Genomic DNA, 25,699 nt, shown 5'->3' on the forward strand with positions numbered 1-25,699 from the left:
CCCATCATGACCGAGCAGGCCGCAAAGCCCCTTCCCGTCACCGCCGCCGACATCGAGGCCGCCGCCGCACGGATCGCCGGCCGGGTGCGCCGCACGCCGGTGGTCGACAGCGGCGCCGGCAGCTTCGGCATCGATGCCTCGGTGTCGATGAAACTGGAGCTAGTCCAGCATACCGGCTCCTTCAAGGCACGCGGCGCCTTCAATACGCTGCTGTCGTCCGATGTTCCGGAGGCAGGCGTTGCGGCGGCCTCCGGCGGCAACCACGGCGCGGCGGTCGCTTATGCCGCGCGCGCCCTCGGCTACCCGGCGGACATCTTCGTCCCCGAGACCTCCGCCCCTGCCAAGATCGCCCGCATCCGCGCCGCCGGCGCCAGACTGCATGTGGCCGGCACCCGCTATGCCGATGCGGCAGAGGCCTGCGCCCGCCACCGGGAACAGACCGGCGCAATGGACATTCACGCCTATGACGCGCCCGGCACCATCGCCGGCCAGGGCACGGTAGCGCTGGAATGGCTGGAACAGGTCCCCGATCTCGACACGGTGCTGATCGCCGTCGGCGGCGGCGGGCTGATTTCCGGCTGCGCCTTGTGGCTGGCCGGCAAGGTGCGGGTGGTGGCGGTGGAGCCGGAAGGCTCCTGCGCCCTGAACGCGGCACTCAAGGCCGGCGAGCCGGTCGACGTGCCGGTCGACAGCCTGGCCGCCGACAGCCTCGGCGCCCGGCGCTGCGGCGACCTGGTGCACACGATCTGCGCCGCTCATGTCGACCAGAGCCTGCTGGTAACCGACGAGGCCATCCGCGCGGCGCAGACGCGGCTGTGGACGGAGTTGCAGGTGGCGGCCGAACCCGGCGGGGCGACGGCGCTTGCCGCCCTGACCTCGGGCGTCTACCGCCCCGCCCCCGGAGAGCGAGTCGGCGTGCTCGTGTGCGGCGGCAATGTCGCGCTCGACAGCATCGCGACCGGCTGAGCGCATGCTTGCCAAGCGGCGCGCGACGTTCTAGCAGAAACCGGAAAGATCATCCCTTCGGCCTTCCGGAAAACCCATGAGGAAACGCTTCCAATGACGACCTACAAGCTTCTGCTCCTGCCCGGCGACGGCATCGGCCCCGAGACCATGGGCGAAGTGAAGAAGGTGCTCGGCTGGTTCAACGCCCGCGGCACCGCCAGCTTCGAGACCGAGGAAGATCTCGTCGGCGGCTGCGCCTACGATGCCCATGGCAAGGCGATTTCGGACGAGGCGATGGCCCGCGCCATGGCTTCCGACGCGGTGCTGTTCGGCGCCGTCGGCGGTCCGAAGTGGGACGGCGTGCCCTATGACGTGCGCCCGGAAGCCGGCCTGCTGCGCCTGCGCAAGGACATGGAGCTCTTCGCCAACCTGCGTCCGGCGATCTGCTACCCGGCGCTGGCCGACGCCTCGTCGCTGAAGCGCGACGTGATCGAGGGTCTCGACATCCTGATCCTGCGCGAGCTGACCGGCGGCGTCTATTTCGGCGAGCCGAAGGAGATCACCGATCTCGGCAACGGCCAGAAGCGTGCCGTCGACACCCAGGTCTACGAGACCTACGAGATCGACCGCATCGCCCGCGCCGCCTTCGAGCTGGCCCGCACCCGTCGCGGCAAGGTCACCTCGATGGAAAAGCGCAACGTGATGAAGTCCGGCGTGCTGTGGAACGAGGTGGTGAGCCAGGCCCATGCCGACGGCTACCAGGATGTCGAGCTCGAGCACATGCTGGCCGATGCCGGCGGCATGCAGCTGGTCCGCTGGCCGAAGCAGTTCGACGTCATCGTCACCGACAACCTGTTCGGCGACATGCTGTCCGACGTCGCGGCGATGCTGACCGGCTCGCTCGGCATGCTGCCTTCGGCCTCGCTCGGCGCTCCGGATCCGGAGACCGGCAAGCGCAAGGCGCTCTACGAGCCCGTGCACGGCTCGGCGCCGGACATTGCCGGCAAGGGTGCGGCCAACCCGATCGCGATGATCGCAAGTTTCGCCATGTGCCTGCGCTACTCGTTCAGCCTCGTCGAGGAAGCGGACCTGCTGGAGAAGGCGATTTCGTCCACACTGGACAAGGGCCTGCGCACCCGCGACATCGCCGGCAAGGGCGACAGCGCCATCGGCACCTCGGCCATGGGCGATGCCATCGTTGCCGAACTCGACGCGCTGAGCGCCTGACCAGGCCGAGCGCCCAGTACCAATGCAAAGGGCCGACCCCGCAGGGCCGGCCCTTTTTCGTTTCGGATTGCCGCTGGCTGCTTGCTCAGGCGGCGTCGCTGTCGTCCAGCGGACGCGCTTCGTCCGGCAGCATGATCGGAATGCCGTCGCGGATCGGATAGGCAAGCTTGGCCGCGCGCGAGATCAGCTCCTGCTTCGCCGCATCGTATTCCAGCGTCGTCTTGGTCAGCGGACAGACCAGCAGCTCCAGGAGCTTGCGGTCGAGTGCATGGGCGGGTTCGCTCGCCATCGCGGTATCTCCGTTATCGAGCCTGTGCCGGCCCGGTTCCGAACCGATTGCTGCCATGGCCGGACCGTCAATGCAACAGCGGGGCCCTGTTGCCGTTGCCGAACCTATTGCAGCGTCACGCCGCCTTCCTCGCGGCTGCGGCGGGCAAGGTCGACCTCGGTCAGGGCCACGAGCGTTTCGGCGCGGGTGCGAAGGTCCGGCGCCTCCAGCAGCGCCTGCTTCTCAGCCGGGCCGTAAGGGCTCATCATCGCCAGCGCATTGACCAGGATCTCGGTCGAGGCTCGGTCGATGCTGTCCCAGTCCGCCTCCAGGTCGTTGGCCTCGAGATAGGCCCGCAGCGTCTTCACCAGACCGTCGCGGTCGACTTCGTCCTCGCCGAGCCCGGTGCCGAAATCCTCGGCAAAGCCCGCGGGAGCGATGCGCCCGATGCGGTAGGGCGTGAGCGTTGCAAGCTCCTCCTCGAGGCGGAAGCGGGCAATCCCCGTCAGCGTCACCAGGTAGCGCCCGTCGCCGGTTTCCTGCACCGCGATGATGCGGCCGAGACACCCGATCCCGACGAGCGGCGGCACCGGCTCCTCCGTCTTGCCGGAGGCAAAGTCGGGCTGGATCATGCCGATCACCCGGTCGCTGGAAAGCGCCGCGTCGATCATCGCCACATAGCGCGGCTCGAAGATGTTGAGCGGCATCTGCGCCTTGGGCAGCAGTACCGCCCCGGCGAGCGGGAACAGCGGAACCGTCGCCGGCAGGTCTGAGAAACTGGAATAGATCGCGTTTCCGGCGCGCATGTCGGATCACCCGTTGGAAAGCGTTGCGGCAGGCAGCGGCCTGCCTTCTCCTCTCCTATATGGGCGCACCAACCGCCCGTGGCCAGCCGGAGCCGGCCACGGAGCGAAAAAAGCCCTGCCGCTCAAGGCAGGGCCAAGACTGCCGGTTCAGCGGAACAGGACAGCCGACAGGCGCCGGCGGCCATAGGCCGTCGCAGGGTCCTTGTGGCCCCAGGCCTCGAAGAACTGCAGCAGCTGCTTGCGCGCCCCGTCCTCGTTCCACTCCCGGTCGTGGCGCACGATCTCGATCAGCTGGTCGACCGCCTCCTGGCGCCGCGCGGCGCTGGAGCCGAGCGCGACGGCCAGATCGAAACGCGCCTGGTAATCGGACGGATTTTCGGCGATGCGCGCCTCAAGACCTGCGAGATCGCCGAGATTGCTTGCCTGATCGGCAAGATCCAGCGCGGCACGGGCAGCAGAGATCGCCGGATCGGCGGCAGCAGCCTCCGGCGCCATCGCCAGCACTTCGCGCGCCTTGTCGAGCGCCTCGGCGGCGACATAGCACTGGGCAAGCCCGCCGATGGCGGCAGCGCTTTCCGGCTCCATCGACAGGGCGGCGGCATAAAGCTGCGCGGCCTGGGCGAGATCGCCGGCCTCGCGCGCGGCCTCGGCCTGCGCGATAACCTGCTCCAGATCGCTCGGCCCGATCGGCCCGGCGATGCGCTCGATGAACGCCTTCACCTGGCTTTCCTGCTGGGCTCCCATGAACCCGTCGACCGGCTGGCCGTTCTTGAACGCGATGACCGCCGGGATCGACTGGATGCCGAGCTGCCCGGCGACTTCCGGATGGTCGTCGATGTTCATCTTGGCGAGGACCACGGCACCGCGTGCATCGCGCACGGCCTTTTCCAGCACCGGGGTCAGCTGCTTGCACGGGCCGCACCAAGGCGCCCAGAAATCGACCAGCACCGGCTGCTTGCGCGACGCCTCGATGACATCGGCCATGAAGCTCTGGGTGGTGACGTCGCGGATGACATCCGCCGCCGGAGCACCGCCGGCTGCCGGTCCGGCACCGCCTCCCGGTGCGGGCGGTGTCCCATAGCCGCCACCGCCGAAGGACCCGCCGAAGCTGCCCCCGACCGAAAAACCGTCGTTGCTCATACCCTGTCGTCCCCGATTGCGCGAACGGGCCGAGGTCAGCCTGTCCGCCGCGTGATTCGTCTGGTTTCCCTCTCTCGCGCCGCCGGGTCGTCCGGCAGATCGGGAGGGCTCCCGCATGTTGCGCCTAACATGGGCGCATCGGCGGCAAAATTCAAACCGCGCCGTGCTGCCCGGATACCGCGATCACACGCGGTTCGTGGCCGCAGGCGCGTGCGAAGGCCAACAACCCCGCGCGCGAGATCGTCGTGGTCGCCGTGTTCTCCAGCGGATGGAAATTGAGCGGCTCGACCTCCATCATCGCCGCATCGAAAACCGGCGTAACCCTTTGGCCCTCGCGGTCGTTGATCAGGGCAAAGGGCGTCACCGAACCCGGCAGCACGCCGAGAACCTCCATCAGGAGGTCCGGCTTGCCGAAGGAAACACGCCCCTGCGCACCGATCAGCTGGTGGATCGACTTCAGGTCGATCTCCGCATCGTGCAGCGCCACCACGAGGAAGATGCGGCCCTTCTTGTCCTTCAAGAACAGGTTCTTGGTGTGACCGCCGGGAATTTCGTCGTGGATTTCGGTGGATTCGGCGACCGTGAACACGGCCGGATGATCGCGCGTCGCGACCTCCAGACCAAGGCCGTCGAGAAAGGCGAGAAGGTCCTGGCGACTTGCCGGCATGGGGTCCTGTCCTGATCCTGCGGGCCGGAAGTCCGGCGGGAAGGCTCGACTTTTGCCTCGCAAATCAAGGCAACACCGGTCTAAGGCCTGTGGGGATTCAGGATTCCCATTTTGCCGGAGATGTGATTCACACTCCGGATGGAACGCTTCGTACTGACCGACGCCCAATGGGCGAAGATGGAACCGCACTGTTTGGGCAAGCCGACGGACCCTGGACGCAGCGGGGGTAACAACCGACTGTTCATGGAGGCGGTGCTGTGGATTGCTCGCACGGGTAGTCCGTGGCGTGATCTGCCTGCCATGTTCGGCAACTGGAGTACGGCGTTCCGGCGGTTCAGCGACTGGCGCAAAGCCGACGTTTTCAAGCGGATTTTCGATGCTCTGTCGGATGAGCCGGACATGGAATACGCCATGATTGATGCCACCATCGTCAAGGTTCACCGGCACGGTCAGGGCGCAAAAGGGGGACTCAGAGCCAGGCCATAGGCCGCTCCAAAGGCGGCATGACGACCAAGGTTCTGGCCCTGACTGATGGGCTCGGGAACCTTGTCCGCTTCCGCCTGATGCCCGGCCACCGCTTCGACACCGTTGGCGTTGCCCCGCTCATCGACGGCGTCGAGTTCGGAGCTCTGCTCGCTGACAAGGCTTTCGATAGCAACGACATTGTCGCCAACCTCAATGAACGCGGCGCGAAGATCGTCATCTCGCAGCACCCACGCCGCGCCAAGCCCATCCCGCTCGACGTCGAGATGTACAAATGGCGCCATCTGATCGAAAACTTCTTCTGCAAACTCAAGGAGTTCAAACGCATCGCCATGCGCGCCTGCAAAACCGATCAGAGCTTCGAGGCCATGATCTACCTCACCGCCGCCGTCATCAACTCACGATGAATCCCCACAGGCCTTAGCCGACGCAGCCGCCCGTGCACAAGCCGGGCCGCGCCCGATGCCCGCCAACACCCGGAAATCCACCGTTGATCCACAGCCCGCGGCGTACAAAAAACACTGTTGCAATCCGCATCGCCTTGGTTCATATACAGCCCACCTCAGGCGCCGGTCGCGACCGGCCGCCACAAACTGATGCGGGCGTAGCTCAGGGGTAGAGCACAACCTTGCCAAGGTTGGGGTCGAGGGTTCGAATCCCTTCGCCCGCTCCAGTTTCCCAATAACAATCAGCAAGTTAAAAGGCGCCGTACGCGGCGCCTTTTGCTTACAAAGGAATTCTAGGCGTTTTTGTAAGCGCCTTGTAAGCACGAAAAAGGGTGATTCTGGATAGCGTTGGGTAATTTCAACAATCGCGTGGGACAAGCTTCCGACATCCGGCGCTGACATTGTTCAAGATTCGCCCTTCGTATTGAGGATATTGATCGGCCGATAATCGAACCGATTCCACCCTCGGCGGGAGCCAAAGCCGGAGAACGCCTGCGATCTATAAACCCACCAGTGTGGATTAGCGTCTAATTTGGTTTGCCCCCTGAAAGTTCTCTAATCGCTCTGGCCAAGGTTTCTTTTTCAGGCCCGCGCTTTTGCCGGGTTCAGGGTTCTCTCTGCAGTCGAAAGCTTGGGTCGCTGCCTTTCGGCGTCGGATGGTGGATCGACCGAAGTGATCCTCGCGGTCATCTTCCGTGCGTCTGATGGAGGTGCTGCGTTTCAGAGGGTCGGCCTGATCCCGGCCAAGCGGCCCGGCAGGACGCATTCGTGAAGTCAGTCGGCCAGTCGTACTCGCTGGTTGTTATACATTGGCATCACTCCAGCGGAACTGAGTGTTTGTGTTCCATATTGCATGGAGGATAACGGTGAGCTTACGGGCAACGGCCACGCGTGCCTTCTTAAAGCCGAATGCCTTGGCCAGCTTAATACCTCACGCTTTGAGCGTGGAGAAGCGCAGGTTGCGCGTCAGCAGTGTGATAGCCGCCTCGTAGAGATGTATTCTTGTAAGCCGATTGCCTTGTTTGGAGATGCGGCCGTTACCGCTGGTTTCGCCGGACTCACAGCGTCGAGGTGTGAGGCCGAGATAGGCGTCGGCACTTGACGAACGCCGGATGCGCGCTGCATCGTCAAAGTCCGAGGCAACCGCAAGGCCGTAATCACGCCGATGCTAGGCGCGGTCACGAACAGGCGCACCATCGGCGTTGCTCTAGCGACAGCGGAAGGGCGTGGGTTCAGCACCTTGATCTGGTTCAGGATCGAGGTACGTGCCTTCATCAGCGTCTCGGCTACCAATCGCATCTCAGGCGAGGCGTCGAGTTCGCCTGAGATGATCTCGCCGGCGCGGTCTTCGAAATTTGGAGGAACCGTCCCGCGTTCGGCGAGAGGCACCACCAGCGACTACGCTAAGTGGTCCGATTTGGCGGATAAACGACATCTTTTGTCCAGATGGCGATCTTCTCCGCGCGGCAGTTCCTGCCTAGGTCATGCGCAGAACATCACGATGACCAATCAGGCAGGAGACGAGCATGCAAACGGCCAATTTCGTAGCGACACTTTTCGACGGCAAATCCAATCCCGCCAAGGCGACCGTCGCCTTCACCATGGCTCTGAACGCGGTGAAGAAGGGACACAGCGCGATGGTCCTGCTGATGGTCGAGGCTGTCGAACTCGGTCTGCCGGACGCGACTGCCGAAATGGATGTCGGCGCGCCTTTCGCTCCCGTGGCGAAGCTCCTGGAGGAATTCCTGTCGCTCGGCGGCCGCGTCGGTATCTGCGCCTCGTGCATGATCCACAACGGGTTCACCGCCGAACAGATGGTTCCCCAATACGAGATCGTCACCGCGCCCGAGGTCATCGACCTGCTGATGGCGGCGGGTGGCTCGCTGCAGATCACCTGAGCCGCTTCGAGCTCCAACATCACCATTGAGGTTAGACATGTCGGACACCCCGAAAAGAAACATCGTCACAGCGCGCGAAAGCGGCTTCGGCCCCTTCGGCCAGTATATCAATGTCGGCCATCACGTTCTGGGAGCCGACGAGCCTGGCATCTATGGCGGGCGCAATACCGGTCCCGATCCGTTCGAACTGGTGATGGCCGGTCTCGCCGCCTGTACGACAATGACCATCCGTATGGTGGCGGACCGCAAGAAGCTGCCGCTTGAGGACGTCAAGGTGGAGGTCCGCCATCTCCGGGCGCCGCCGATGATGGGGGCAGGCGGCTCTAGGCCGACCGACGGCAAACCGCATGCCTTCGAGCGCCAGTTGAGCTTCAAGGGCCCGCTGAGCGAGGAGCAGAGGCAGATGCTGGTCGCCATGGCTGACAAATGCCCGGTCCACAAGCTGCTGGAAGGCGAGGCCGACATCATCACCCGCGAGGTGGAGGCAGCCTGAGCCGCAGCGGGGCAGACAGGGTCGGCAGGCATCCTGCCGACCTCCGGAATGAGGGAGAGAGGGCTTGAGCATGGGATTTGACAGCACAAGGCGCGGTTTTCTCAGCCTGAGCGCGATGGGCGCCGCCGCATTCATGACGGGCGCGAATGCGCGTGCGCAGGGTGTAGCCACTTCGGCCCGCATCGTCATAATCGGCGCGGGTGCGGCGGGCACGGCGCTTGCCAATCGCCTGATCGAACGCCTGGATGGTGCATCGATCACGATCATCGATCCACGCCGCGAGCATCTCTACCAACCGGGCCTGTCACTGGTCGCAGCCGGGCTGAAACCCGCTTCCTACGTGGTTTCGCAGACTGCTGACTGGCTGCCTTCGGGCGTCACGCTGATCGCCGAGAACGCCGCCGCCATCGACCCCGTCGCGAAGACGATTGCCACCGAGAACGGCAAGGTTCTTACCTATGATTTCCTGGTCGTCGCGCCGGGGCTGGTGCTCGACCATGAGGCGATCGAGGGCTTTTCGCTCGATATGGTCGGCCAGAACGGCATAGGTGCACTCTATGCTGGGCCGGACCATGCCACAAGGACATGGCGGGCCGCCTCGAAATTCGCGGAAGAGGGCGGCGTCGGTCTGTTCACTCGCCCGGCCACCGAAATGAAATGCGCCGGCGCGCCGCTCAAACACACATTCCTGATCGAGGATATTGCCAGCCGTGGCGGCGCCGCAGGCAAATATGAAATTCATTATGCCGCGCCGCAGCCGGTGCTGTTTTCGGTGCCGATCGTCTCCGAAAAGGTGCGGATGCTGTTCGGCGAGCGCGGCATCGCAACCCATATGGGCCAGACGCTGAAATCCGTCGATCCGGGTCGCAGGATCGCCACCTTCGAGTCAAGCTCGACCGATGCGAGTGGCGCGGTTTCGGTCACGAGTTCCGAGATGAAGTGGGACATCTCCATGTCATCCCGCCGCAGCGCGCGCCCGAGGTCATCCGCCAGTCCGGCCTTTCCTGGGCCGACAAGTGGACCGATCAGGGCTGGGTCGAATGCGACATGAAAACCCTGCGCCATCTGCGCTATCCCGAGATATTCGCGCTCGGCGACGTCGCCGGCGTGCCTAAGGGCAAGACCGCGGCCAGCGTGAAATGGCAAGTGCCGGTGGTCGAGGACCATCTCGTCGCCGCCATTCAGGGCCGTGAGGGAACTCAGACCTATGACGGCTATACATCCTGCCCGATGATTACACGCGTTGGCCGGGCCATGCTGGTCGAGTTCGACTACCACAACAATCTCGTGCCTTCGTTCCCCGGCCTGATCGCGCCGCTCGAGGAACTCTGGATCAGCTGGCTGATGAAGGAAGTGGCTCTCAAGGCCACCTACAACGCCATGCTGCGCGGCCGGGCTTGAGGGAGGGACGAAACGATGCAGGAACTGACATTCACTACGCTGATCGCCGTGCTTCAGGAAATGTTTGGAAGCGGGCTGTTTTGGACGCTCGTGGTCGTGGCCGTGCTAGTCACGCTCGCCTATCTCTATGTGCTGCTGCGTGACCGGGCGGTGTCCTGGCGCAAGTTCCTCTGGGCGCAGGTCGCCATGCCCATCGGTGCGGTGGCGGCCGTGGTTTTCGTCCAGACGATCACCAGTTCAGGCTTGCGTGACATTGGCGGCCCCATCGATGTGGTCGTACTTCTGGCGGTCGCGGCTATGGGGGCTATCGGGGCGGCGATCCTCGTCTACACCCTGCAATCCCTGCTGCGCCCTCCACTCAAGCCCTCCGGTCGGAGATGAGGACCGGGAACCACGCCGCTCACGCGGCGGCGCGAGCCTCGTGCAAGAAGCGCTGCGGCGTCGTGCCGAACTGTTCACGGAATGCCGCAACGAAGGCGGACGGGCTGTGCCATCCCAGTGAAAAGGCGATGGCAGTGCTGCTGTCGCCGCGGTTGAGCGCGTCGATCGCCGCCAGCAACCGGAGCCGGTTACGCCATTGGCGGAAGGACAGGCCCGTCTCGTTGCGGAAGAGACGCTCGAGCGTACGCGGAGTGGTACCGAAAGCCTGCGCAAGTTCCGCGAGCGGACGCCGGTCTGCGGGATTGGCGGCCAGATGCTGCGTCAGGCGGACAAGCCGCGCGTCCTGACCGCCGGGCAGGCTGAGCGGCGCTTCCGGCAACATTTCCAGTTCATCGAGCGCCACTTCGGCAAGGCGAAGCGCGCGGTCGTCATATGTTCCATCCTGTGTGCGCAGGTCCAGTTGCAGGATCAGTTCCCGCACGAAAGGCGTCAGTTCGAGAACCGCGCAGCCCTGTCCCTTCGGCCCCTTCCCCTCCCGTACCGGCCGTGATGGATCGACATAGAGATTGAGCATATCGGCATCGGTCTCGGTCGCGAAGCGGTGCGGCAGGCCGCCGGGAATCCAGACCGCATGGCTGGGCGGCACCACCCAGACACAGGCGTGGCTCATCACCTTCACCACCCCTGTTATCGCCCAGAGCAGCTGGCCGCGCGGATGCGAATGGTCGCGAATTGTGTGGCCTGCGGCGATCTCGCGACCTCGGGTCAGCACCGGCCTCGACGGGTCGACAATATAGGCCGTCTCAAGTGGATCAAGAATTGGCGGGTTTTTGACATCTGTTGTCATGCTGACTGACTAGCGCATGCAGGGCGGAATGGCTAGCTGTTACGGTCAGAATGGATGCCAAGATACCACCCGCCAGCGCCCTGCGCCGCTTCACACCGGCCGGAAAGCCACTCATCGTAACCGCCGCCTGTGTAGCGGCAGCGCTTGTCGCCTTTGCCGCGCCTTGGGGCATGTCGTTTGAACAGGCACGATTGCTGGCGATTGTTCTGGTCACCCTGTCACTGTGGGGCACCTCGCTCGTTCCGTCCTATCTGGCCAGCCTGATTTTCTTTGCCTTTGTGCTGGTCGCCAATCTGGCGGAGCCCGCCGTGGTGTTCTCGGGCTTCGGCTCTGCCGCGATCTGGCTGATCGTGTCGGGGTTCGTCATCGGCGCGGCAATCAGCCGGTCAGGCCTTGGAGCAAGACTTGCCTCACTGATCGGCCCTGCCTTGACGGGCAGTTATTTCAGGCTCATCGGCGGGCTTATGCTGACCGCCATGGCGCTAGGTTTCGTAATGCCATCCTCGGTCGGCCGCGCGGCGGTTCTCGTTCCCGTCGGCATGGCCCTAGCGGATCGTGTGGGGTTCGGTCCGGGATCGAACGGACGCATTGGCGTTGCCGTGATCCTGGCCATCGGCTGCAACATGCCGAGCTTCGCCATCCTGCCTTCCAACATTCCCAACATGGTGCTCGCAGGGGCTTCCGAGACGATCTGGAGCGTGCATTTCGGCTACATGGCCTATCTGGCGCTGCACTATCCGGTGCTGGGCCTCATCAAGGCCGGCTTGACCGTTCTTTTGGTGGCGCGGCTGTTTCCCGCGCAGGTGGATGCAGTCAGGCCGGCAAATCTGGCGACTGCCGCCGGCCCGGCGAGCGGCGCGCAGATCAGGGTGGGGCTGATCCTTATCGCCACGCTGGCGCTGTGGATGACCGACAGTCTGCACGGCATAAATTCGGCCTGGATCGGTCTGGTCGCGGCGGTTGTCCTGATGCTTCCCCGCATCGGCGTGGTGACGCCTCCCGCCTTCAAGAATGCCACGGATTTCGGGATACTGCTTTTCGTTGCCGGCGCGCTGGCGCTTGGGGCTCTCGTCGACAAAGCTGGCCTCGGAACGATGTTCGGTGATGCGCTGCGCCATGTCCTGCCGTTGGCTCATGGCAATGACCTGCTCAACTTCATGTCGCTTTCCCTGATGGCCATGGCAACGGGTCTGTTCACGACCATTCCCGGCGTGCCGGCCGTGCTGACACCGATGGCGGGTGATCTGGCGGCGCAGACGGGCTTTTCCTTGCAGACAGTGCTGATGACGCAGGTGATCGGCTTTTCGACGCCGCTCTTTCCCTACCAACTCGCGCCGCTCGTCGTCGCCATGCAGCTCTCCGGCGAGAAGCTTGAGAGCCTGCCGCGCGTGATCCTGCTGCTGGCGGTAATCACCGTTCTGATCCTGCTCCCGCTCGATTTCCTGTGGTGGCTTCTGCTTGGATGGATTTGATCTTTTGCCCGAATTGAGAGGTATTCCGACATGATCCAGAAACCCGAAGTCACAGGCTTCTACGAGAAACGCACCGGATCGGTGCAATATGTCGTTGCCGACACGGCCACGAAAAAATGCGCCATCATCGATCCGGTGCTCGACTATGACGAGAAATCCGCCGCGACCGCAACGATCGAGGCGGAGCGCCTGCTGAAATTCATCGCCGACAAGGGTTATGAGCTGGAATGGATTCTCGACACTCATCCGCATGCCGACCATTTTTCCGCCGCCGCCTGGCTCAAGGAAAAGACCAGCGTGCAGACGGCCATCGGGGCCAAGGTCGTCGAGGTGCAGAAACTGTGGAAGGGCTTCTACAATTGGCCGGATTTTCCGGCTGACGGAAGCCAGTGGGACCGCCTGTTCGAGCATGGCGACACTTTCACGGTTGGCTCCATCCCGGGTCACGTCATGTTTTCGCCCGGCCACACGCTGGCTTCGATAACCTATGTGATCGGCGACGCCGCCTTCGTCCACGACACGCTCTTCGTGCCCGACAGCGGCACCGCCCGCGCGGATTTCCCTGGTGGTTCGGCCAAGGTGCTATGGAAATCCATTCAGGATATTCTGGCCCTGCCGGACGATACGCGCATCTTCACCGGCCATGATTATTGCCAGGGCGGACGCGAGCCGGAATGGGAATCGACCGTGGCCGAGCAGAAGGCCACCAATATCCACATGTCGAAATATCTGACGGAAGCCGAGTTCGTCGCGGCCCGCGAGGCGCGCGACGCCACCCTGCCGATGCCCAAGCTGATCCTGCACGCATTGCAGATCAACACCAATGCCGGACGCCTGCCCGAACCGGAGGCGAACGGCACGCGCTACCTGAAAATCCCCATGAACCTGCTTGACGCCCCCTGGTAAAAGGAAACACCCAAATGCGCATCAATATCGGAACGCCTGAACGGATGGCCCGGCTTGTCCTGGGCGCGATCCTCCTTGTGCTCGCTTTCGTGGCCGGCTTCCCGCCACTCTGGGCGTGGATCGCAGGTATTGTCGGCGTCGTGATGATCGTCACCGGCGCGCTGCGCTTCTGCCCTGCCTGGTCCATTTTCGGGATCAATACCAACCGGGGCTCGAAATGACCGAGTTCACCCCGGTCCAGTCGCTGCTCGGCGGGGCCTTGATCGGTCTTTCGGCGGTGCTGCTCATGGCCTTCCATGGCCGCATCGCCGGCATGACCGGCCTGCTTGCCGGACTCCTGCCCGGCATCGGCGACCGGAGCTGGCGGTTGGCCTTCCTCGCCGGAGCCGTCGCCGCGCCATTCCTGATCGTTAACATTCCCGGTTTCGGCATCGATTTCCAGAGCGCGACGCCCTTTCCTTGGATCGTCATCAGCGGGCTGGTTGTCGGCGTCGGCGTGACCCTCGGCAGCGGCTGCACGTCTGGCCACGGCATCTGTGGCAACGCCCGGCTTTCGCCGCGCTCCATCGTCGCCACGCTGACCTTCATGCTGACCACCGGCATCACCGTCTATGTGATCCGCCACCTGCTCGGAGGGTTCTGACATGCCCATTGTCATCGCTCTCGTGATCGGAGCGTTATTCGGGTCCGGCATTGCAATTTCCGGCATGGCAAATCCCGCCAAGGTGCTGAACTTCTTCGACGTGGCCGGAGCCTGGGACCCGTCGCTGGCTTTCGTCATGGGCGGTGCGCTGGCCGTCGCCTTTGTCGGTTACCGCCTTGTGCTGAAGCGGCCTGCGCCTCTGTGCGACGTCAAGTTCCATCTGCCGACCCGGCGTGACATCGACGCCGAACTGGTCGGTGGCTCGGCCCTGTTCGGCATCGGCTGGGGGATCGCCGGCTTCTGCCCCGGCGGCTCCGTCCCGGCGCTTGGCCTGGGCGAACCGGATGCGCTGGTTTTCGTAGTCTCGATGCTTGCAGGCATCATGATCGCGCGCAGCTTGCGCAGATGGATGGAGACACGTCGTGTGGCCGTTTCGTAAAGCCTCGCGCTTCCGCCGTGTGGATGACCTCTATTCGGTCACCGGCCAGCTCAAGGTCGAGGACCTGCCGGCCATCGCGGAAGCCGGTTTCACGGTTCTCGTCTGCATCCGGCCCGATGGCGAGGAAAGAGCCCAGGCTGCCTTCGCCGACCTTGCCGCCGCCGCACAAAATCTGGGGTTGATCTCGCACCATATTCCGGTGTCCGGCTTGCCCAGCCCAGAGCAGGTCGCGGCAATGCGTGAGGTGTTGGCCGCGAGCGAGGGCCAGATTCTCGGCTGGTGTCGCTCCGGCGCGCGCGCCGAAACATTGCGCCGCATGGCCGGCGATTGAGGACCATTTTCATGCAACGCTGGTTTCCCGTGGTCGACTGGGCGCGGCGCTACGACAGGGCCACGCTCGGGGCGGACGGGCTGGCGGCGGTGATCGTCACCATCATGCTGATCCCGCAATCGCTGGCCTATGCGATGCTGGCCGGCCTGCCGCCCGAAGTCGGGCTCTATGCATCCATCCTGCCGCTGTTGGCCTATGCCATCTTCGGATCATCGCGCACGTTGGCCGTGGGGCCGGTCGCGGTCGTCTCGCTGATGACCGCATCGGCCATCGCTCCGGTCACGGCGGCGGGACTGGCCGACGGCATGACGGCGGCTGTCGTGCTGGCCGCGCTGTCGGGTCTCGTCCTCATCCTGATGGGCGTGCTGAGGCTTGGCTTCCTTGCGAACTTCCTCAGCCATTCCGTCATTTCCGGCTTCATCACCGCATCCGGTATCCTGATTGCAGCCGGGCAGTTGCGGCACATTCTCGGCGTATCGGGAGGCGGCGACACACTGCCGGAAATCATCTCATCGCTGGCTGGACAATGGGGCGCGATCAATTCCGTCACGCTCGCAACCGGCGCCGCAGTGCTGGCCTTTCTCTATGTGGCGCGCCGCTGGGCGAAAGCCGCGCTGGTGGCAATCGGCCTGCCGCTATGGTTGGCCGATGCAGTCGCTCGCGTAGCCCCCGTCGTGGCTATCGCCGCGACCATCCTTGCTGCCACCATGCTCGGACTCGGCGACAAGGGTGTCGCGCTGGTCGGGGCCATTCCCTCCGGCTTGCCAGTTCCGGGCTTTCCGCGCGTCACGCTCGACCTGAGCCTGGCGCTCACGCCGGCTGCGGTGCTGATCTCGGCGGTAGGTTTCGTTGAGTCGGTTTCCGTCGCGCAGACGCTGGCGGCGCGGCGCCGCGAAAGGATCATCGCCGATCAGGAACTGATCGGGCTGGGGGCCGCAAACATCGCGGCATCCATCTCGTCGGGCTATCCCGTCACCGGCGGTTTTGCGCGTTCGGTCGTCAATTTCGACGCGGGAGCGAGAACGCCCGCGGCCGGCGTATTCACCGCCGTTGGCATCGCGCTGGCGACGCTCTATCTGACGCCATGGTTGGCCAACCTGCCGCAGGCGACGCTGGCCGCGACCATCATTCTGGCGGTCCTGTCGCTGGTCGACCTCAGGGCACTGATGCGGACCTGGCGCTATTCCCGCTCGGATTTCGCCGCGATGGCGACGACGATCCTCGTCACCCTGCTATGGGGCGTCGAGACGGGCATCACATCCGGGGTCATCCTGTCGCTGGTCCTGCATCTGTGGCGTACCAGCCGGCCGCATACGGCAGTTGTCGGGCAGGTTCCCGGCACCGAGCATTACCGCAATGTCGAGCGCCACGAGGTGATCACGCATCCCGAGATCGTCTCGCTGCGCGTCGACGAAGGCCTGTGGTTCGCCAATGCCCGCTTTCTGGAGGATCGCATCGCCGCCGTTGTGGCGGCGCAGCCTGCCATACGGCATGTCATCCTCATGTCCCCGGCGGTCAATGCAATAGATACCAGCGCGCTGGAAAGCCTGGAGGAGATCAACCGCCGCCTGAAGGAACAGGGCATCGGCTTCCACCTCTCCGAGGTCAAGGGACCGGTCATGGATCGTCTGGCCAGGACCGACTTCCTGAACCATCTGAACGGGCTCGTGTTTCTGAGCCAGCACGAGGCCGTGAACAGCTTGCTGTCGGGCGCGCTGCGTCTTGGCTCATCTCCGGAACAGACGCAGATCGACGCTTCTGTGTAGCGTCACTGCAATTCCAGCATTTTCCCTTATCGATTTCGCTGGTGAATTCCGCAGCGTCAGAAATCGACTATCTCGTGCATCCGGCTCACCGAGCTTTCCGTCGAAGCATTCGCCGTCCGCCTGTGAGTCTGGTCAGGGATAGGACGGCTTGCAGGAAGATAAAGACACGCCGTTCCCGGTCAGTGCACGACGATCTTCGCACCGGACTTCACGCGGTCGTGCAGGTCGATGACCTCCTGGTTGGGAAGACGGATATGCTGGCGTCTGGCTGGCGCTTGCGATCGCATTCTCGACCGTCATCCGCTCGCCCGCCACCTCGGCGCTGGCCGCGCTGTCGGTCTGGCTGGTGCTCACCGTGTTCTGGGGCATGATCGCGCCGTTGGTGGCCGGGATCGTCGCGCCGATCGACCCGTTCGATCCGATCAGCGTGCTCAACCGCTTTGAGTGGCAGCAGGCGATCGCCCGCATCTCGCCGCAGACGCTCTATGGCGAGGTTACGGGGCTGCTACTGAACCCTGCCGCGCGCTCCGTCGGGCCGCTGTTCATGCACCAGATGCAGGGCGCGGTGATAGGAGCGCCGCTGCCGACCCTACAGAGCCTGCTGATCGTTTGGCCCCAGATCTCCGGACTGATCGCCGCGATGCTGGTCCTGTTCACGCTCGCCTATGTCGTGTTCCAGCGGCAGGAGGTGCGGGCATGATAGCCGCGGGCCTGAGCCATTGAACGCCATCCTCCGCTTGACGCAAGCTGATCTGGCGGAGGAGTTCTGCATTTTCCGTCTGGCAGGTAAGCGACTGGCTGGAGGCGCGAACCCATGTGGCTGTCGCTATCGCCAGATTGCGGGATACTCCCGCCCGTCGTCGCCCAGCCTTTCGCTCAAGTTGTGGATATACGATTAGCTACCCCGACACCAAAATATTGTAACAAGCGGCAGGTTCTAACGCATTTAGGAGAATGATGGTGGCTTTCCCATCGAGAGGCGTTCTGAAGAAGTCCGCAATCGTGACCATCATTTGTGGTCTGACCCCATAAGGTGGTCCGGTTTCAGTCTTAATGCATGATTGGCTTTTCGGCCATCGCCTGTGCCGATGATGGAGGTGCGCCAGGTGGCGATGGCGGCCAGACAATGGCCTCTGGTGCGGGTGGTTTGTAACCGAGTGATGAGTGTGGCCTCTCGGTGTTGTAGTAGCGCCGCCATGCCTCGATGATGACCTTGGCCTCGGCGAGGCTGTAGAAGATCTCACCGTTGAGCAGTTCGTCGCGCAGCTTCGAGTTGAAGCTCTCGCAGTAGCCGTTCTCCCAAGGGCTGCCGGGTTCGATGAACGCGGTCCTGGCGCCGACGGCCACGATCCAGTCCCGCACGGCCTTGGCGATGAACTCCGGGCCGTTGTCGGAACGAACATGGCCAGGAACCCCGCGCAGGATGAACAGGTCCGACAGGACGTCGATGACGTCGGTTGAGTTGAGCTTGCGGTCGATCCTAATCGCCAGGCACTCTCGGGTGAACTCATCGATAATGTTGAGCATGCGGAACTTCCGGCCATTGTGGGTCCGGCTTTCGACGAAGTCATAGGACCAGACATGGTTTGGGTACTCGGGCCGAAGCCGGACGCACGATCCGTCATTTAGCCAGAGGCGGCCTCTCTTCGGTTGCTTGTGGGGAACCTTCAGCCCCTCCCGCCGCCAGATGCGCTCGACACGTTTGGCGTTCACCGTCCAACCCTCCGACCGCAGCATCGCCGTGATCCGGCGATAGCCATAGCGGCCATAGCGGGAGGCGAGCCGAATGATGGCGGCAGTGAGAACCTCGTCATCAGGCCGACCTCTCGGCCGCTTGCGCTGAGTCGAACGGTGCTGTCCGAGAACCTTGCAGGCAAACCGCTCCGAGACGGAGAACTTCGCCACGACATGGTCAACGCAGCGACGACGACGGGCGGGGCTCAATAGTTTCCCGAGGCAGCCTCTTTCAGGATCAGCTTCTCGAGCGTCAGGTCCGACACAGCCTTGCGCAGCCGGTCGTTCTCCTTCTCGAGCTCCTCCAGCCGCTTCACCTGGTCACCCTTCAGGCCGCCGAACTCCTTGCGCCAGCGGTAATACGTGAACTGCGTCACGCCGATCGTGCGAACCGCCTCGCCAACCGATCTTCCTTGCGACAGCAGAACATCGACCTGGCGAAGCTTCGCGACGATCTCTTCCGGCTTGTGCTTCTTCTGGGGCATTCCAAAGTCCTCTCCAACGGCTCAATAGCCTACTTCACAGAGGACCACTTTTCAGGGGGCAGACCAGTAAGCTGGCACGCACATCACCGGTCAATTCGAACTGAACAGGCCGACCCGTCTTTTGTTGAACGACCATCGCCCGCTTTCGTATCTCCGATCCAGTGACCAAGTTTCCGATTTTGATCTTTACCAGATCGCAGCCACGAAGCTTGCTGTCGATAGCAAGATCAAAAAGAGCACGATCCCGAACACGCCCTTCTCGATCAAGGAAGAAGCGGATTGCCCATATCTGTTTCTGCGTCAACGGGCGTTTTAGTTCCAACTGTCTTTCCGGCATTCCAGGCAGCGCGGCCGCGAACTGCGGCATCGTAGTGAGAGTAACCCATTTTATTTCTCCTAGGCCGTGATTGGCCAAGGGAATAACGAAGCGACGACAGCAATGGGGCCGACGGCCGACTGGCAGATCTCAGCAGCGTGCGATGGAAAGCAGCCGCTCTAATGCGAGGGCGGCAGCGCCCGAGCCAAGGAGGTGAAACCGCGTTCGTGATCGCGACGAGAAGCTTGTTCGCATCCCGTTTGGTCAGATTCCAATCAGCGGAGCAGCGAAAGCGCGCGGACACCCGATCGCCTCCTAGGCCGCGGTATTCCGCAACGTCGGACCTTTGCAAGAAGAGGTCTTGAATAAGCCGTGCACCTGCCCTATTCTCACTTGTGTAGCGTGAGATAGGTGACGATGATGAGATATCAGATGTTGAGTCCTGACCAAGAGCCCGTGCTTGCGGGAGCTCTGAATGGCAAGTTCGCATTCTCACTCATGATCCGAGGCATCAAAGGCAATCCCCTTTTGCCCACACCGCTCTTTATTGACTTCCAGGATGTTCAAGTCGCGACCGCCAGCTTTCTTCGGGAATCCGTATTTTCCCTTAAGTCTTACCTGCGCGCCATGGATTCGAAATATTACGCGGTCGCGGCAAACGTGAATGACCCGGTCTATGATGAATTTCTGATGGTTGCACACGCAAAAAATGATGCCATCATTAGCTGTCGCCTGGATGAGAACGATCAGGTCTCGGACATTGGACTCGTTGGACAACTTGATCCGAAACAGCAGATTACTTTCGACCTCGTGAACAGGCTACGCGAGGCCGATGCTAACACCCTGAAGGAGCGTTACGGGGAAGCAGAGAAGACGACCGCTTGGAACAACCGACTCGCTGGATTGGCCGCTCGCGGCCTTATTCGGGAGTTTTCAAAGGGACGCGCCAAATATTACAGGCCCGTCGTGGAGGTGGGTAATAATGGGCGCTGAATTTCTTAGCAGGACCAAGAAAACGATTCGCAAGACCATCGACAATCATCGCGTGGCCTTGGCGACCGCTAACCTGTTCTCGACGATTCCGGGCGAAAAGCCCCGTATTTACCTGGGGACGATCAGTTCCGGTGTGGCCGTGGCCGCAGGGGAATCTTTCATCGCGGAAGCAAGAAAATCGGGCTCTGTCACACTCCGGCGCGGGAATGACACCGTGGGCACCATGGATAACCCATCGACGCAAGTGGTTTCCTCCATTCAGCAGTCGGGCGGTGTGGCCCGCGCGATCGTACAGCGGGTTCATCTTGTGTCAGGCAAGGTGGACGTCACGCTGTGCTAATCGACACGACCAAGAGTACCGAGCTCCAAACCCGCATGCTCACGGACAACCCGCACATCAACACGATGTGCCTGGGTTGTGGCAATTGCCCAGACCGCGACATTTGTGGCGGCCTGAGCATCGAGGCTCAGATCATGGATTGTCTCCACCATTGCTGCGGTGCGTCTGACACCTGCACCAAGGTTTGTCCGGGCAACGCTATCGTCTTTCCCCAGCAGGTTCGGGAAATCGGTGGCTTCGATCTCCACGCCACGCCCCGTGCGCCAGCTCTCCCGGTTGTCCTAAAGGGAGATGTGGTGGAGTTGATCTACCATGGCAGCCGTCGCGTTCAGGCGCTCGAAGCGGACGTGGTTGCGTTGAGACTGGCTGATGTCGTGGACTTCCGCCGCAAGCGTACCAAGCATGTGAGCGCCGAGGTGCTTCGCGAGGCCTTCCGTCTCTCGCCCGATTGCAAGGTAATCCTGACGGGCGTCGATCACGACAACAAGATTGAACCGTGGTGGTCCCTGGGCCCCGCGCGCCCGGCGATTATACGAGACCTAGTAGCCAATGGCGTCCAGATGGTCACCACGCCAAATTTCAGCCTGGTGCTCGACCATCCTCGTTGGGACGACCTGCACGCAATGAAACGGATCGCCCTTGTCTTCTCTGAATTCCAGGAAAATGGCCTCGCCTGCGCATTGCATCCGAATGGCAGGACCTTTCAGGATTTCGAGCGCTGGCGGACTTTCGTCGCCGAGCGCCCAGAAGTGCAGGTCATGGCCTATGAGTTCATCACCGGGCCAGATCGATCTGGACGGCGGCAATTTCATTTGGATCGATTGGCCGAACTGGCCGCAGCAGCCGACCGTCCACTGGACATCATTGTCCGGGGCAATCCGCAGGTTATTCCATTCCTGCGCCGCCATTTTCGAGAGGTGCTATACATCGACACGACGGCCTTCATGAAAACGCAGAAGCGCCAAATGGCCGAGCGGGTCGCGAATAACGCGCTTGAGTGGGTTTCATCGAAAACGTCACCGGGAGCTCCACTCGATCCGCTGCTGAGGACCAATCTTGAGGAACAGGTGGCTTATCTTCGCGCTGCCTACTATGGTCAGCCGCTGCCTGCGGCGAAAGCCGCTTGAGGTGTGCCATCGACAGCCTGACCTTCGAACTTGTCGATGATATCGCCCTAGCTGCCCCAGGCTACTCTGGTTGGGCTGCGCGCATGCCGCGGCAACTCGGAGAAGAGCTTGGACCGATGCTGGAACTTTGGCGCCTCGGACACTTACCAGCCGCCCTCAGCCAATGGCTCGTGGCGCCAGACTATGCCAAGCAGCTCTCGAAGGTCACGACGATGACGGACTGGTTCAGCTCCGACGGAAGTCAGGGAGTCATCGCGGTTCGAAGCATCATGGGCGATGCCACGAACTGGCAGAATTTCTCGATCAAGGCCAAGAATGCCGCCATTACTATTGGCGTGCCGCAGCCGGAGGCCTGGCAACTGATCGCGAGCCTCGAGGAAATCTATACGAACACTATCGAGCATAGTGAGCGCGCGGATAGTGGCTTGGTCGCCTACGTCGCTCGACCGAACAGCTTTGAGTATGTTGTCTGTGACGCCGGTATCGGCGTGCAACGCAGCCTTCGCAAGAATCCCCACTACGCCGCCATTCCTGATTCATGTACGGCGCTTGAACTGGCACTTCGCGAGGGCATCTCGGCCAAAGCCGAACAGGGTCGGGGAATGGGTTTCAGGCCAATACTGGTAGGGTTGACCAATCTCAGCCGCATGGTGCGGTTCAGGTCTGGTGACGGTGCATGCATCTTTTCTCGTCAGGCCGATGGTACATTGCCGGCGACCACGTTGCAGCGGGCCTGGATAGACGGATTTTTCTGCTCTGTCAGGATTGACGCCTGCGCGCATGGAGGACGGTAGATGCAGTTCAGGGTTATACCGGCCTTCGTGGTGTTCCTTGGCTCCTACTTGCCTTTGAGCCTCATACTTCTCGCCCAGAACTTCGACTACGCCTTCGTGGGCCGTCCGCCTTGTTGGCGGATTTGGGAGGATGGCTGCTCGATCCCACTGAAGAATCCTGCCTTCGCCATAGGAATTTTCTTGGCGTGTCTCATCTGCTTCGCCTTGACCTTGTGGGCGCTTGCCGCGGTCAAGCCCAAGAATGAGATCATCGTCCAAGAGGCGAGGCATGTGCCTGCTGACCTAATGAACTACACGTTGCCCTACGTTGTCTCGTTCATGAGCATCGACTATCAGGATTTTGGAAAATACATCGGCGTGATCATCTTTCTGGGGTGGATGTTCTGGATCAGCTACAAGTCCGGCCAGATCATACTGAATCCCGTCCTGATTGTGTTCGGTTGGAAGCTTTACGATATCTCCTACAACCACGCCGCGTCCAAGCAGGTGCATAGCGCCAACGTCCTCGCTCAGGGGGCAATCACGCCCGGTGCCCGATATCGCCAGGCTCCGGTTCAGGACATCTTGATTATTAAACCGAGCGCCGGGGGAGACTGATTATGCCGTTGCCGCAAAGCCTAGCCGACTTCAATATTGAAGAGTCCACGGTGTCCGTCTGGCTTTTCAAGAAATCCGTGACTGCGGATGGTTTGCCGCGGTTCAGCGGCCGCCATGTCAATACGGACGAAGAGCTCGACGGCGCCTTGAAGGAAGCTCTCACCGAGGCGAGGGCCTCCATTCAGGATGTGACTCCATATACATTGCTAGCGGCCGCCCAAGATGGAATCGCGCTCGGCATTGACGCGCTGGAAACCCACGCGGATGCGATCACCGCGCAGATGGCGGACCCTCTTGCCGAAAAGAAGGTCCGGTCACTTAAGGACGTTCAAAACACCAAGTTCTACGTCGTGAAGCTCACGCATGCCGACAACGCGATCCACGCCGTTAGGAGCACGGATAACTCCTGGCAATCCAGGAAAACGCGCAGTGCTATATCCGTCATTTTCAAGGACGAGCAGCTTGGCCTGAACGAGGAGCCAGCCTTCAGTATTTCTCGCCATGTGGATTTTTTCATCGCGGGCGACGACATCGTCATGCTGAGTAAGCCATCGTTTGAGAAGGTGCTCAGCTACAAGCAGGCTCATGCCGAGGACTTCGTCGCCTTGCAAGCTGAGCCCGCCTTTGCCGCGGTCTTCTCAGACGTGGCGCCGTTGGTGACCTTCGTGGGTCAGAACAAAATCCATCTGCGCCGCGCCTGTGTCATTCGCCAAAAGGGGCACTACATGGATGCGCAGTTCATGCAGCGTCTCCGAGACAATTTTGCAAGGTGCGGCCTCAACTTGGTGTTCGCAGCTGATGGGAGGTTGGTCGCGACCCCTGAGACTTGTGCCGATATTATCCGCGCGCTGCTCGATCACCGCCTGTCGTCGTTTTTCTCGGAACAGCATTATGACGTTCCCGACGCTACCGCCGTCGCGTAGTCCTGAATTGCAAGCAGTATCCTCTCCAGAAGCGGGTCGAACCCCGAAAGCCGATATCTGCCGTGTTGGGCCCGGTGAGCTAGTGGCGGCCGTCTGCTTTAGGGACGCGGCAGTGCGGCGCCGAATGACCGAAATGGCGGCGCGTTGCGGTCGAAATGCAGCCGTCACCTGAATGGCCGCTTTTCCACTCCGCCGACCAGATGCGGTCGGGCAGGAATCCACCCCTAACTTGCCATTTGATGTCGTGGGGGAAGGCCTTCCCCCTGGTCGGCACTGGCATTGCCGACGCACCCCCATCAGCGGGGAGACCCCGCAACGCCCCCTTCAGAGTGAGAGTGCGGACGGGTTTTCCGTGACGGGTTGAGGGCTGGAGAAAAGGTCTCCGGCGCCCGTCGCGGAGATTATCCCGATGGCCAGACAAGATCGCGCCGTCCCTGACAGTGGCGCGCGCAGCAACCTTTACGACGACATCACCAACAAGATCATCGCCGAGTTGGAGCAAGGGCGGCTGCCCTGGGTTCAGCCCTGGGGGACGGCGGCGGCGAAGGCTCCCCTTGCCATGCCGCGGAATGCGACGACCTCCCGGCACTATTCCGGGATCAATGTGCTGATCCTCTGGGGGGCTGTGATCCAACATGGCTTTCCAACCCAGAATTGGCTGACCTTCCGGCAGGCGCTGTCGCGTGGAGGCAATGTCAGGAAGGGCGAGCGAGGCACCACCGTCGTCTATGCCGACCGCTTCACACCCGAGGACGAAAAGCGTCGTGCCCGAGAGACCGGCGAGGAACCAGGCCGTATTCCCTTCCTAAAGCGATTCACGGTCTTCAACGCCGCGCAATGTGAGGGCCTGCCGGAGGATATCTCAGTCGATGCCCCGCCACCACCACCCGGCCTGATCGAGCCGAAGGTCGAGGCACTCATCAAGGAGACCGGCATCGACTTCCGCATCGGCGGAGATCGCGCCTTCTATATGCCGTCGTCGGACTATGTTCAGGTGCCGCCTCCGCAAGCCTATTTCGAGCCGATCAACTGGCATCGAACGGCCCTGCACGAGATGGGGCACGCGACTGGCCATGCCTCGCGGCTTGGGCGGGATTTCTCGGGCAGCTTCGGCACGAAGAAATACGCCTTCGAAGAACTTGTCGCCGAAATGAACGCGGCCTTCTGCTGCGCCACTCTGGGTATCGTACCTACCGTGCGCCACGCCGATTATATCGGGTCGTGGCTGGAGTGCCTTCGCGAGGATAATCGCGCCATTGTCCGCGCCGCCTCGCAGGGCAGCAAAGCGGCCGATTGGCTGCTGTCGCATCTGCCTGATCAGGATGCCGGCGAAACGGATGCGGGCGTAGCCGAACGGAGGGCTGCGGCATGATCCTCCTCACCGATATGCAGCGCGACCGGCTGCTGGCCAATGGCCGCCAGCGCGATCAGGATCACATTCCGGTCGTGAAGTTCTTCAACCCCCTCGGCGAAGGCGTCTGGCTCGCCACCGAACTGGATGAGGATGGCGACATCATGTTCGGTTTGGCCGATCTCGGCTATCCCGAACTGGGGTCGTGGAGCCTGAGCGAGATGCAGTCAGTCCGGCTGCCCCTTGGCATGGGCATCGAGCGTGATCTGCTGTTCACCGGGGATTTCCCGATCTCGGTCTGGGCCGAGGCCGCTCGCGAGACCGGCAGCATCCGCGCCGCCGAGCGTCTGCTCTACCGTGTTGGCGCGAGCTATTCCCGTACATCCGCCGATACAGAAAACCGGAGTGCCTGATTTCCGGGCTTCAGGTTCTGCGGCTGGCGTCGCTCTCTTCAGAGGAAGAGGGCGGCGCTTCGCTTCG

General features: G+C 62.4%; 27 protein-coding genes, 1 tRNA gene and 4 pseudogenes. 24 read left to right on the forward strand and 8 right to left on the reverse strand.

Annotation, left to right across the window (positions count from 1 at the left end):
- The first annotated feature begins 6 nt into the window (after nt 1-6).
- On the forward strand, nt 7-966 hold the full coding sequence (locus GH266_RS12160) for a threonine/serine dehydratase (RefSeq protein WP_158194139.1): 960 nt from the start codon (nt 7-9) through the stop codon (nt 964-966).
- A gap of 93 nt (nt 967-1,059) precedes the next feature.
- The gene (gene leuB / locus GH266_RS12165; protein WP_158194140.1) at nt 1,060-2,172 is read left to right on the forward strand and encodes a 3-isopropylmalate dehydrogenase; all 1,113 of its coding nucleotides are present in this window, start codon (nt 1,060-1,062) and stop codon (nt 2,170-2,172) included.
- An 85-nt stretch (nt 2,173-2,257) separates the two neighbouring features.
- On the opposite strand, the gene GH266_RS12170 is transcribed toward leuB, so the two are convergent.
- The 4 genes from GH266_RS12170 to GH266_RS12185 all read right to left on the reverse strand — a co-directional run bounded on the left by GH266_RS12170 (nt 2,258) and on the right by GH266_RS12185 (nt 5,053).
- Nucleotides 2,258-2,461, reverse strand: coding sequence for a Trm112 family protein (locus tag GH266_RS12170; RefSeq protein ID WP_158194141.1), 204 nt, complete (start codon nt 2,459-2,461; stop codon nt 2,258-2,260).
- Nucleotides 2,462-2,565: 104 nt separating this feature from the next.
- On the reverse strand, nt 2,566-3,246 hold the full coding sequence (locus tag GH266_RS12175) for an LON peptidase substrate-binding domain-containing protein (RefSeq protein WP_158194142.1): 681 nt from the start codon (nt 3,244-3,246) through the stop codon (nt 2,566-2,568).
- A 147-nt stretch (nt 3,247-3,393) separates the two neighbouring features.
- Nucleotides 3,394-4,386, reverse strand: coding sequence for a thioredoxin (trxA, locus tag GH266_RS12180; RefSeq protein WP_158194143.1), 993 nt, complete (start codon nt 4,384-4,386; stop codon nt 3,394-3,396).
- Nucleotides 4,387-4,537: 151 nt separating this feature from the next.
- A complete protein-coding gene (locus GH266_RS12185; RefSeq protein WP_158194144.1) occupies nt 4,538-5,053 on the reverse strand; it encodes a prolyl-tRNA synthetase associated domain-containing protein in 516 nt (171 codons plus the stop codon).
- A 177-nt stretch (nt 5,054-5,230) separates the two neighbouring features.
- Here GH266_RS12185 and GH266_RS12190 point away from each other — a divergent pair.
- Nucleotides 5,231-5,943 (forward strand): annotated as a pseudogene (locus GH266_RS12190) (IS5 family transposase).
- Between the two features lie 191 nt (nt 5,944-6,134).
- Nucleotides 6,135-6,209: transfer RNA gene (locus GH266_RS12195), tRNA-Gly, on the forward strand.
- A 704-nt stretch (nt 6,210-6,913) separates the two neighbouring features.
- Here the strand turns inward: GH266_RS12195 and GH266_RS23700 are convergent.
- Nucleotides 6,914-7,120: pseudogene (locus GH266_RS23700) on the reverse strand (transposase); the annotation flags it as partial.
- Nucleotides 7,121-7,508: 388 nt separating this feature from the next.
- Between GH266_RS23700 and GH266_RS12205 the strand changes: the two are divergent.
- From GH266_RS12205 to GH266_RS12220, 4 genes and pseudogenes are all read left to right on the forward strand, one after another.
- Entirely contained in the window at nt 7,509-7,880 is a 372-nt protein-coding gene (locus GH266_RS12205; RefSeq protein ID WP_036585637.1) for a DsrE family protein, read from the forward strand.
- A 37-nt stretch (nt 7,881-7,917) separates the two neighbouring features.
- Nucleotides 7,918-8,373: an OsmC family protein gene (locus GH266_RS12210; protein ID WP_036585640.1), complete on the forward strand. Its 456-nt coding sequence runs from the start codon at nt 7,918-7,920 to the stop codon at nt 8,371-8,373.
- A gap of 70 nt (nt 8,374-8,443) precedes the next feature.
- Nucleotides 8,444-9,774: pseudogene (locus tag GH266_RS12215) on the forward strand (NAD(P)/FAD-dependent oxidoreductase).
- A 15-nt stretch (nt 9,775-9,789) separates the two neighbouring features.
- Nucleotides 9,790-10,155, forward strand: coding sequence for a DUF5368 domain-containing protein (locus tag GH266_RS12220; RefSeq protein WP_036585643.1), 366 nt, complete (start codon nt 9,790-9,792; stop codon nt 10,153-10,155).
- Nucleotides 10,156-10,174: 19 nt separating this feature from the next.
- Here GH266_RS12220 and GH266_RS12225 read toward each other — a convergent pair whose 3' ends face one another.
- Complete coding sequence (locus GH266_RS12225) at nt 10,175-11,002, reverse strand: AraC family transcriptional regulator (protein ID WP_036585645.1); 828 nt, start codon at nt 11,000-11,002, stop codon at nt 10,175-10,177.
- Between the two features lie 50 nt (nt 11,003-11,052).
- Between GH266_RS12225 and GH266_RS12230 the strand changes: the two genes are divergently transcribed.
- The 8 genes from GH266_RS12230 (at nt 11,053) to GH266_RS12265 (ending at nt 17,259) form a co-directional block, all read left to right on the forward strand.
- Nucleotides 11,053-12,474 carry an SLC13 family permease gene (locus GH266_RS12230; protein WP_199270304.1) on the forward strand — a complete coding sequence of 474 codons (1,422 nt, stop codon included), beginning with the start codon at nt 11,053-11,055 and terminating at the stop codon, nt 12,472-12,474.
- Between the two features lie 30 nt (nt 12,475-12,504).
- Nucleotides 12,505-13,380, forward strand: coding sequence for an MBL fold metallo-hydrolase (locus GH266_RS12235; protein ID WP_036585647.1), 876 nt, complete (start codon nt 12,505-12,507; stop codon nt 13,378-13,380).
- 14 nt (nt 13,381-13,394) lie between these two features.
- On the forward strand, nt 13,395-13,601 hold the full coding sequence (locus GH266_RS12240; RefSeq protein ID WP_036585649.1) for a YgaP family membrane protein: 207 nt from the start codon (nt 13,395-13,397) through the stop codon (nt 13,599-13,601).
- Entirely contained in the window at nt 13,598-14,023 is a 426-nt protein-coding gene (locus GH266_RS12245; RefSeq protein WP_036585651.1) for a YeeE/YedE family protein, read from the forward strand. The genes GH266_RS12240 and GH266_RS12245 overlap by 4 nt, the downstream gene beginning before the upstream one ends.
- 1 nt (nt 14,024) lies before the next feature.
- Nucleotides 14,025-14,462, forward strand: coding sequence for a YeeE/YedE family protein (locus GH266_RS12250; protein WP_036585653.1), 438 nt, complete (start codon nt 14,025-14,027; stop codon nt 14,460-14,462).
- Nucleotides 14,446-14,793 carry a protein tyrosine phosphatase family protein gene (locus GH266_RS12255; RefSeq protein WP_036585655.1) on the forward strand — a complete coding sequence of 116 codons (348 nt, stop codon included), beginning with the start codon at nt 14,446-14,448 and terminating at the stop codon, nt 14,791-14,793. The genes GH266_RS12250 and GH266_RS12255 overlap by 17 nt, the downstream gene beginning before the upstream one ends.
- 11 nt (nt 14,794-14,804) lie before the next feature.
- Nucleotides 14,805-16,559 (forward strand): SulP family inorganic anion transporter, encoded by a 1,755-nt coding sequence (locus GH266_RS12260; protein WP_036585657.1) that lies wholly within the window; start codon nt 14,805-14,807, stop codon nt 16,557-16,559.
- A gap of 322 nt (nt 16,560-16,881) precedes the next feature.
- The gene (locus GH266_RS12265; RefSeq protein WP_244953828.1) at nt 16,882-17,259 is read left to right on the forward strand and encodes an ABC transporter permease subunit; all 378 of its coding nucleotides are present in this window, start codon (nt 16,882-16,884) and stop codon (nt 17,257-17,259) included.
- Between the two features lie 350 nt (nt 17,260-17,609).
- On the opposite strand, the gene GH266_RS12270 is transcribed toward GH266_RS12265, so the two are convergent.
- Both GH266_RS12270 and GH266_RS12275 read right to left on the reverse strand, forming a co-directional pair.
- Nucleotides 17,610-18,778, reverse strand: a protein-coding gene (locus GH266_RS12270) for an IS3 family transposase (protein ID WP_155269201.1) whose coding sequence is annotated in 2 segments (ribosomal slippage) — nt 17,610-18,514 and nt 18,514-18,778 — 1,170 coding nt in all. Because the reading frame shifts where the segments join, the coding sequence is not laid out codon by codon here.
- 64 nt (nt 18,779-18,842) lie between these two features.
- A pseudogene (locus tag GH266_RS12275) lies at nt 18,843-19,164 on the reverse strand (site-specific integrase); the annotation flags it as partial.
- 350 nt (nt 19,165-19,514) lie between these two features.
- Here GH266_RS12275 and GH266_RS12280 point away from each other — a divergent pair.
- The 8 genes from GH266_RS12280 to GH266_RS12315 all read left to right on the forward strand — a co-directional run bounded on the left by GH266_RS12280 (nt 19,515) and on the right by GH266_RS12315 (nt 25,632).
- Nucleotides 19,515-20,087, forward strand: coding sequence for a hypothetical protein (locus GH266_RS12280; protein WP_158194145.1), 573 nt, complete (start codon nt 19,515-19,517; stop codon nt 20,085-20,087).
- Nucleotides 20,077-20,427 carry a hypothetical protein gene (locus GH266_RS12285; protein WP_036585661.1) on the forward strand — a complete coding sequence of 117 codons (351 nt, stop codon included), beginning with the start codon at nt 20,077-20,079 and terminating at the stop codon, nt 20,425-20,427. The genes GH266_RS12280 and GH266_RS12285 overlap by 11 nt, the downstream gene beginning before the upstream one ends.
- Before the next feature lie 35 nt (nt 20,428-20,462).
- Nucleotides 20,463-21,554, forward strand: coding sequence for a DUF4417 domain-containing protein (locus GH266_RS12290; RefSeq protein WP_080692015.1), 1,092 nt, complete (start codon nt 20,463-20,465; stop codon nt 21,552-21,554).
- Nucleotides 21,555-21,670: 116 nt separating this feature from the next.
- Nucleotides 21,671-22,348 (forward strand): ATP-binding protein, encoded by a 678-nt coding sequence (locus tag GH266_RS12295; protein WP_158194146.1) that lies wholly within the window; start codon nt 21,671-21,673, stop codon nt 22,346-22,348.
- The gene (locus GH266_RS12300; protein ID WP_036585665.1) at nt 22,349-22,945 is read left to right on the forward strand and encodes a hypothetical protein; all 597 of its coding nucleotides are present in this window, start codon (nt 22,349-22,351) and stop codon (nt 22,943-22,945) included.
- A 2-nt stretch (nt 22,946-22,947) separates the two neighbouring features.
- Nucleotides 22,948-23,868 carry a Kiwa anti-phage protein KwaB-like domain-containing protein gene (locus GH266_RS12305; RefSeq protein ID WP_036585667.1) on the forward strand — a complete coding sequence of 307 codons (921 nt, stop codon included), beginning with the start codon at nt 22,948-22,950 and terminating at the stop codon, nt 23,866-23,868.
- Between the two features lie 409 nt (nt 23,869-24,277).
- A complete protein-coding gene (locus tag GH266_RS12310) occupies nt 24,278-25,240 on the forward strand; it encodes an ArdC family protein (RefSeq protein ID WP_158194147.1) in 963 nt (320 codons plus the stop codon).
- Nucleotides 25,237-25,632, forward strand: a complete 396-nt coding sequence (locus tag GH266_RS12315) for a DUF2958 domain-containing protein (RefSeq protein WP_036589696.1) — start codon at nt 25,237-25,239, stop codon at nt 25,630-25,632. The genes GH266_RS12310 and GH266_RS12315 overlap by 4 nt, the downstream gene beginning before the upstream one ends.
- Nucleotides 25,633-25,699: the final 67 nt, after the last annotated feature.

The organism is Stappia indica (genome assembly GCF_009789575.1).
In the GTDB taxonomy this organism is placed as follows: domain Bacteria; phylum Pseudomonadota; class Alphaproteobacteria; order Rhizobiales; family Stappiaceae; genus Stappia; species Stappia indica_A.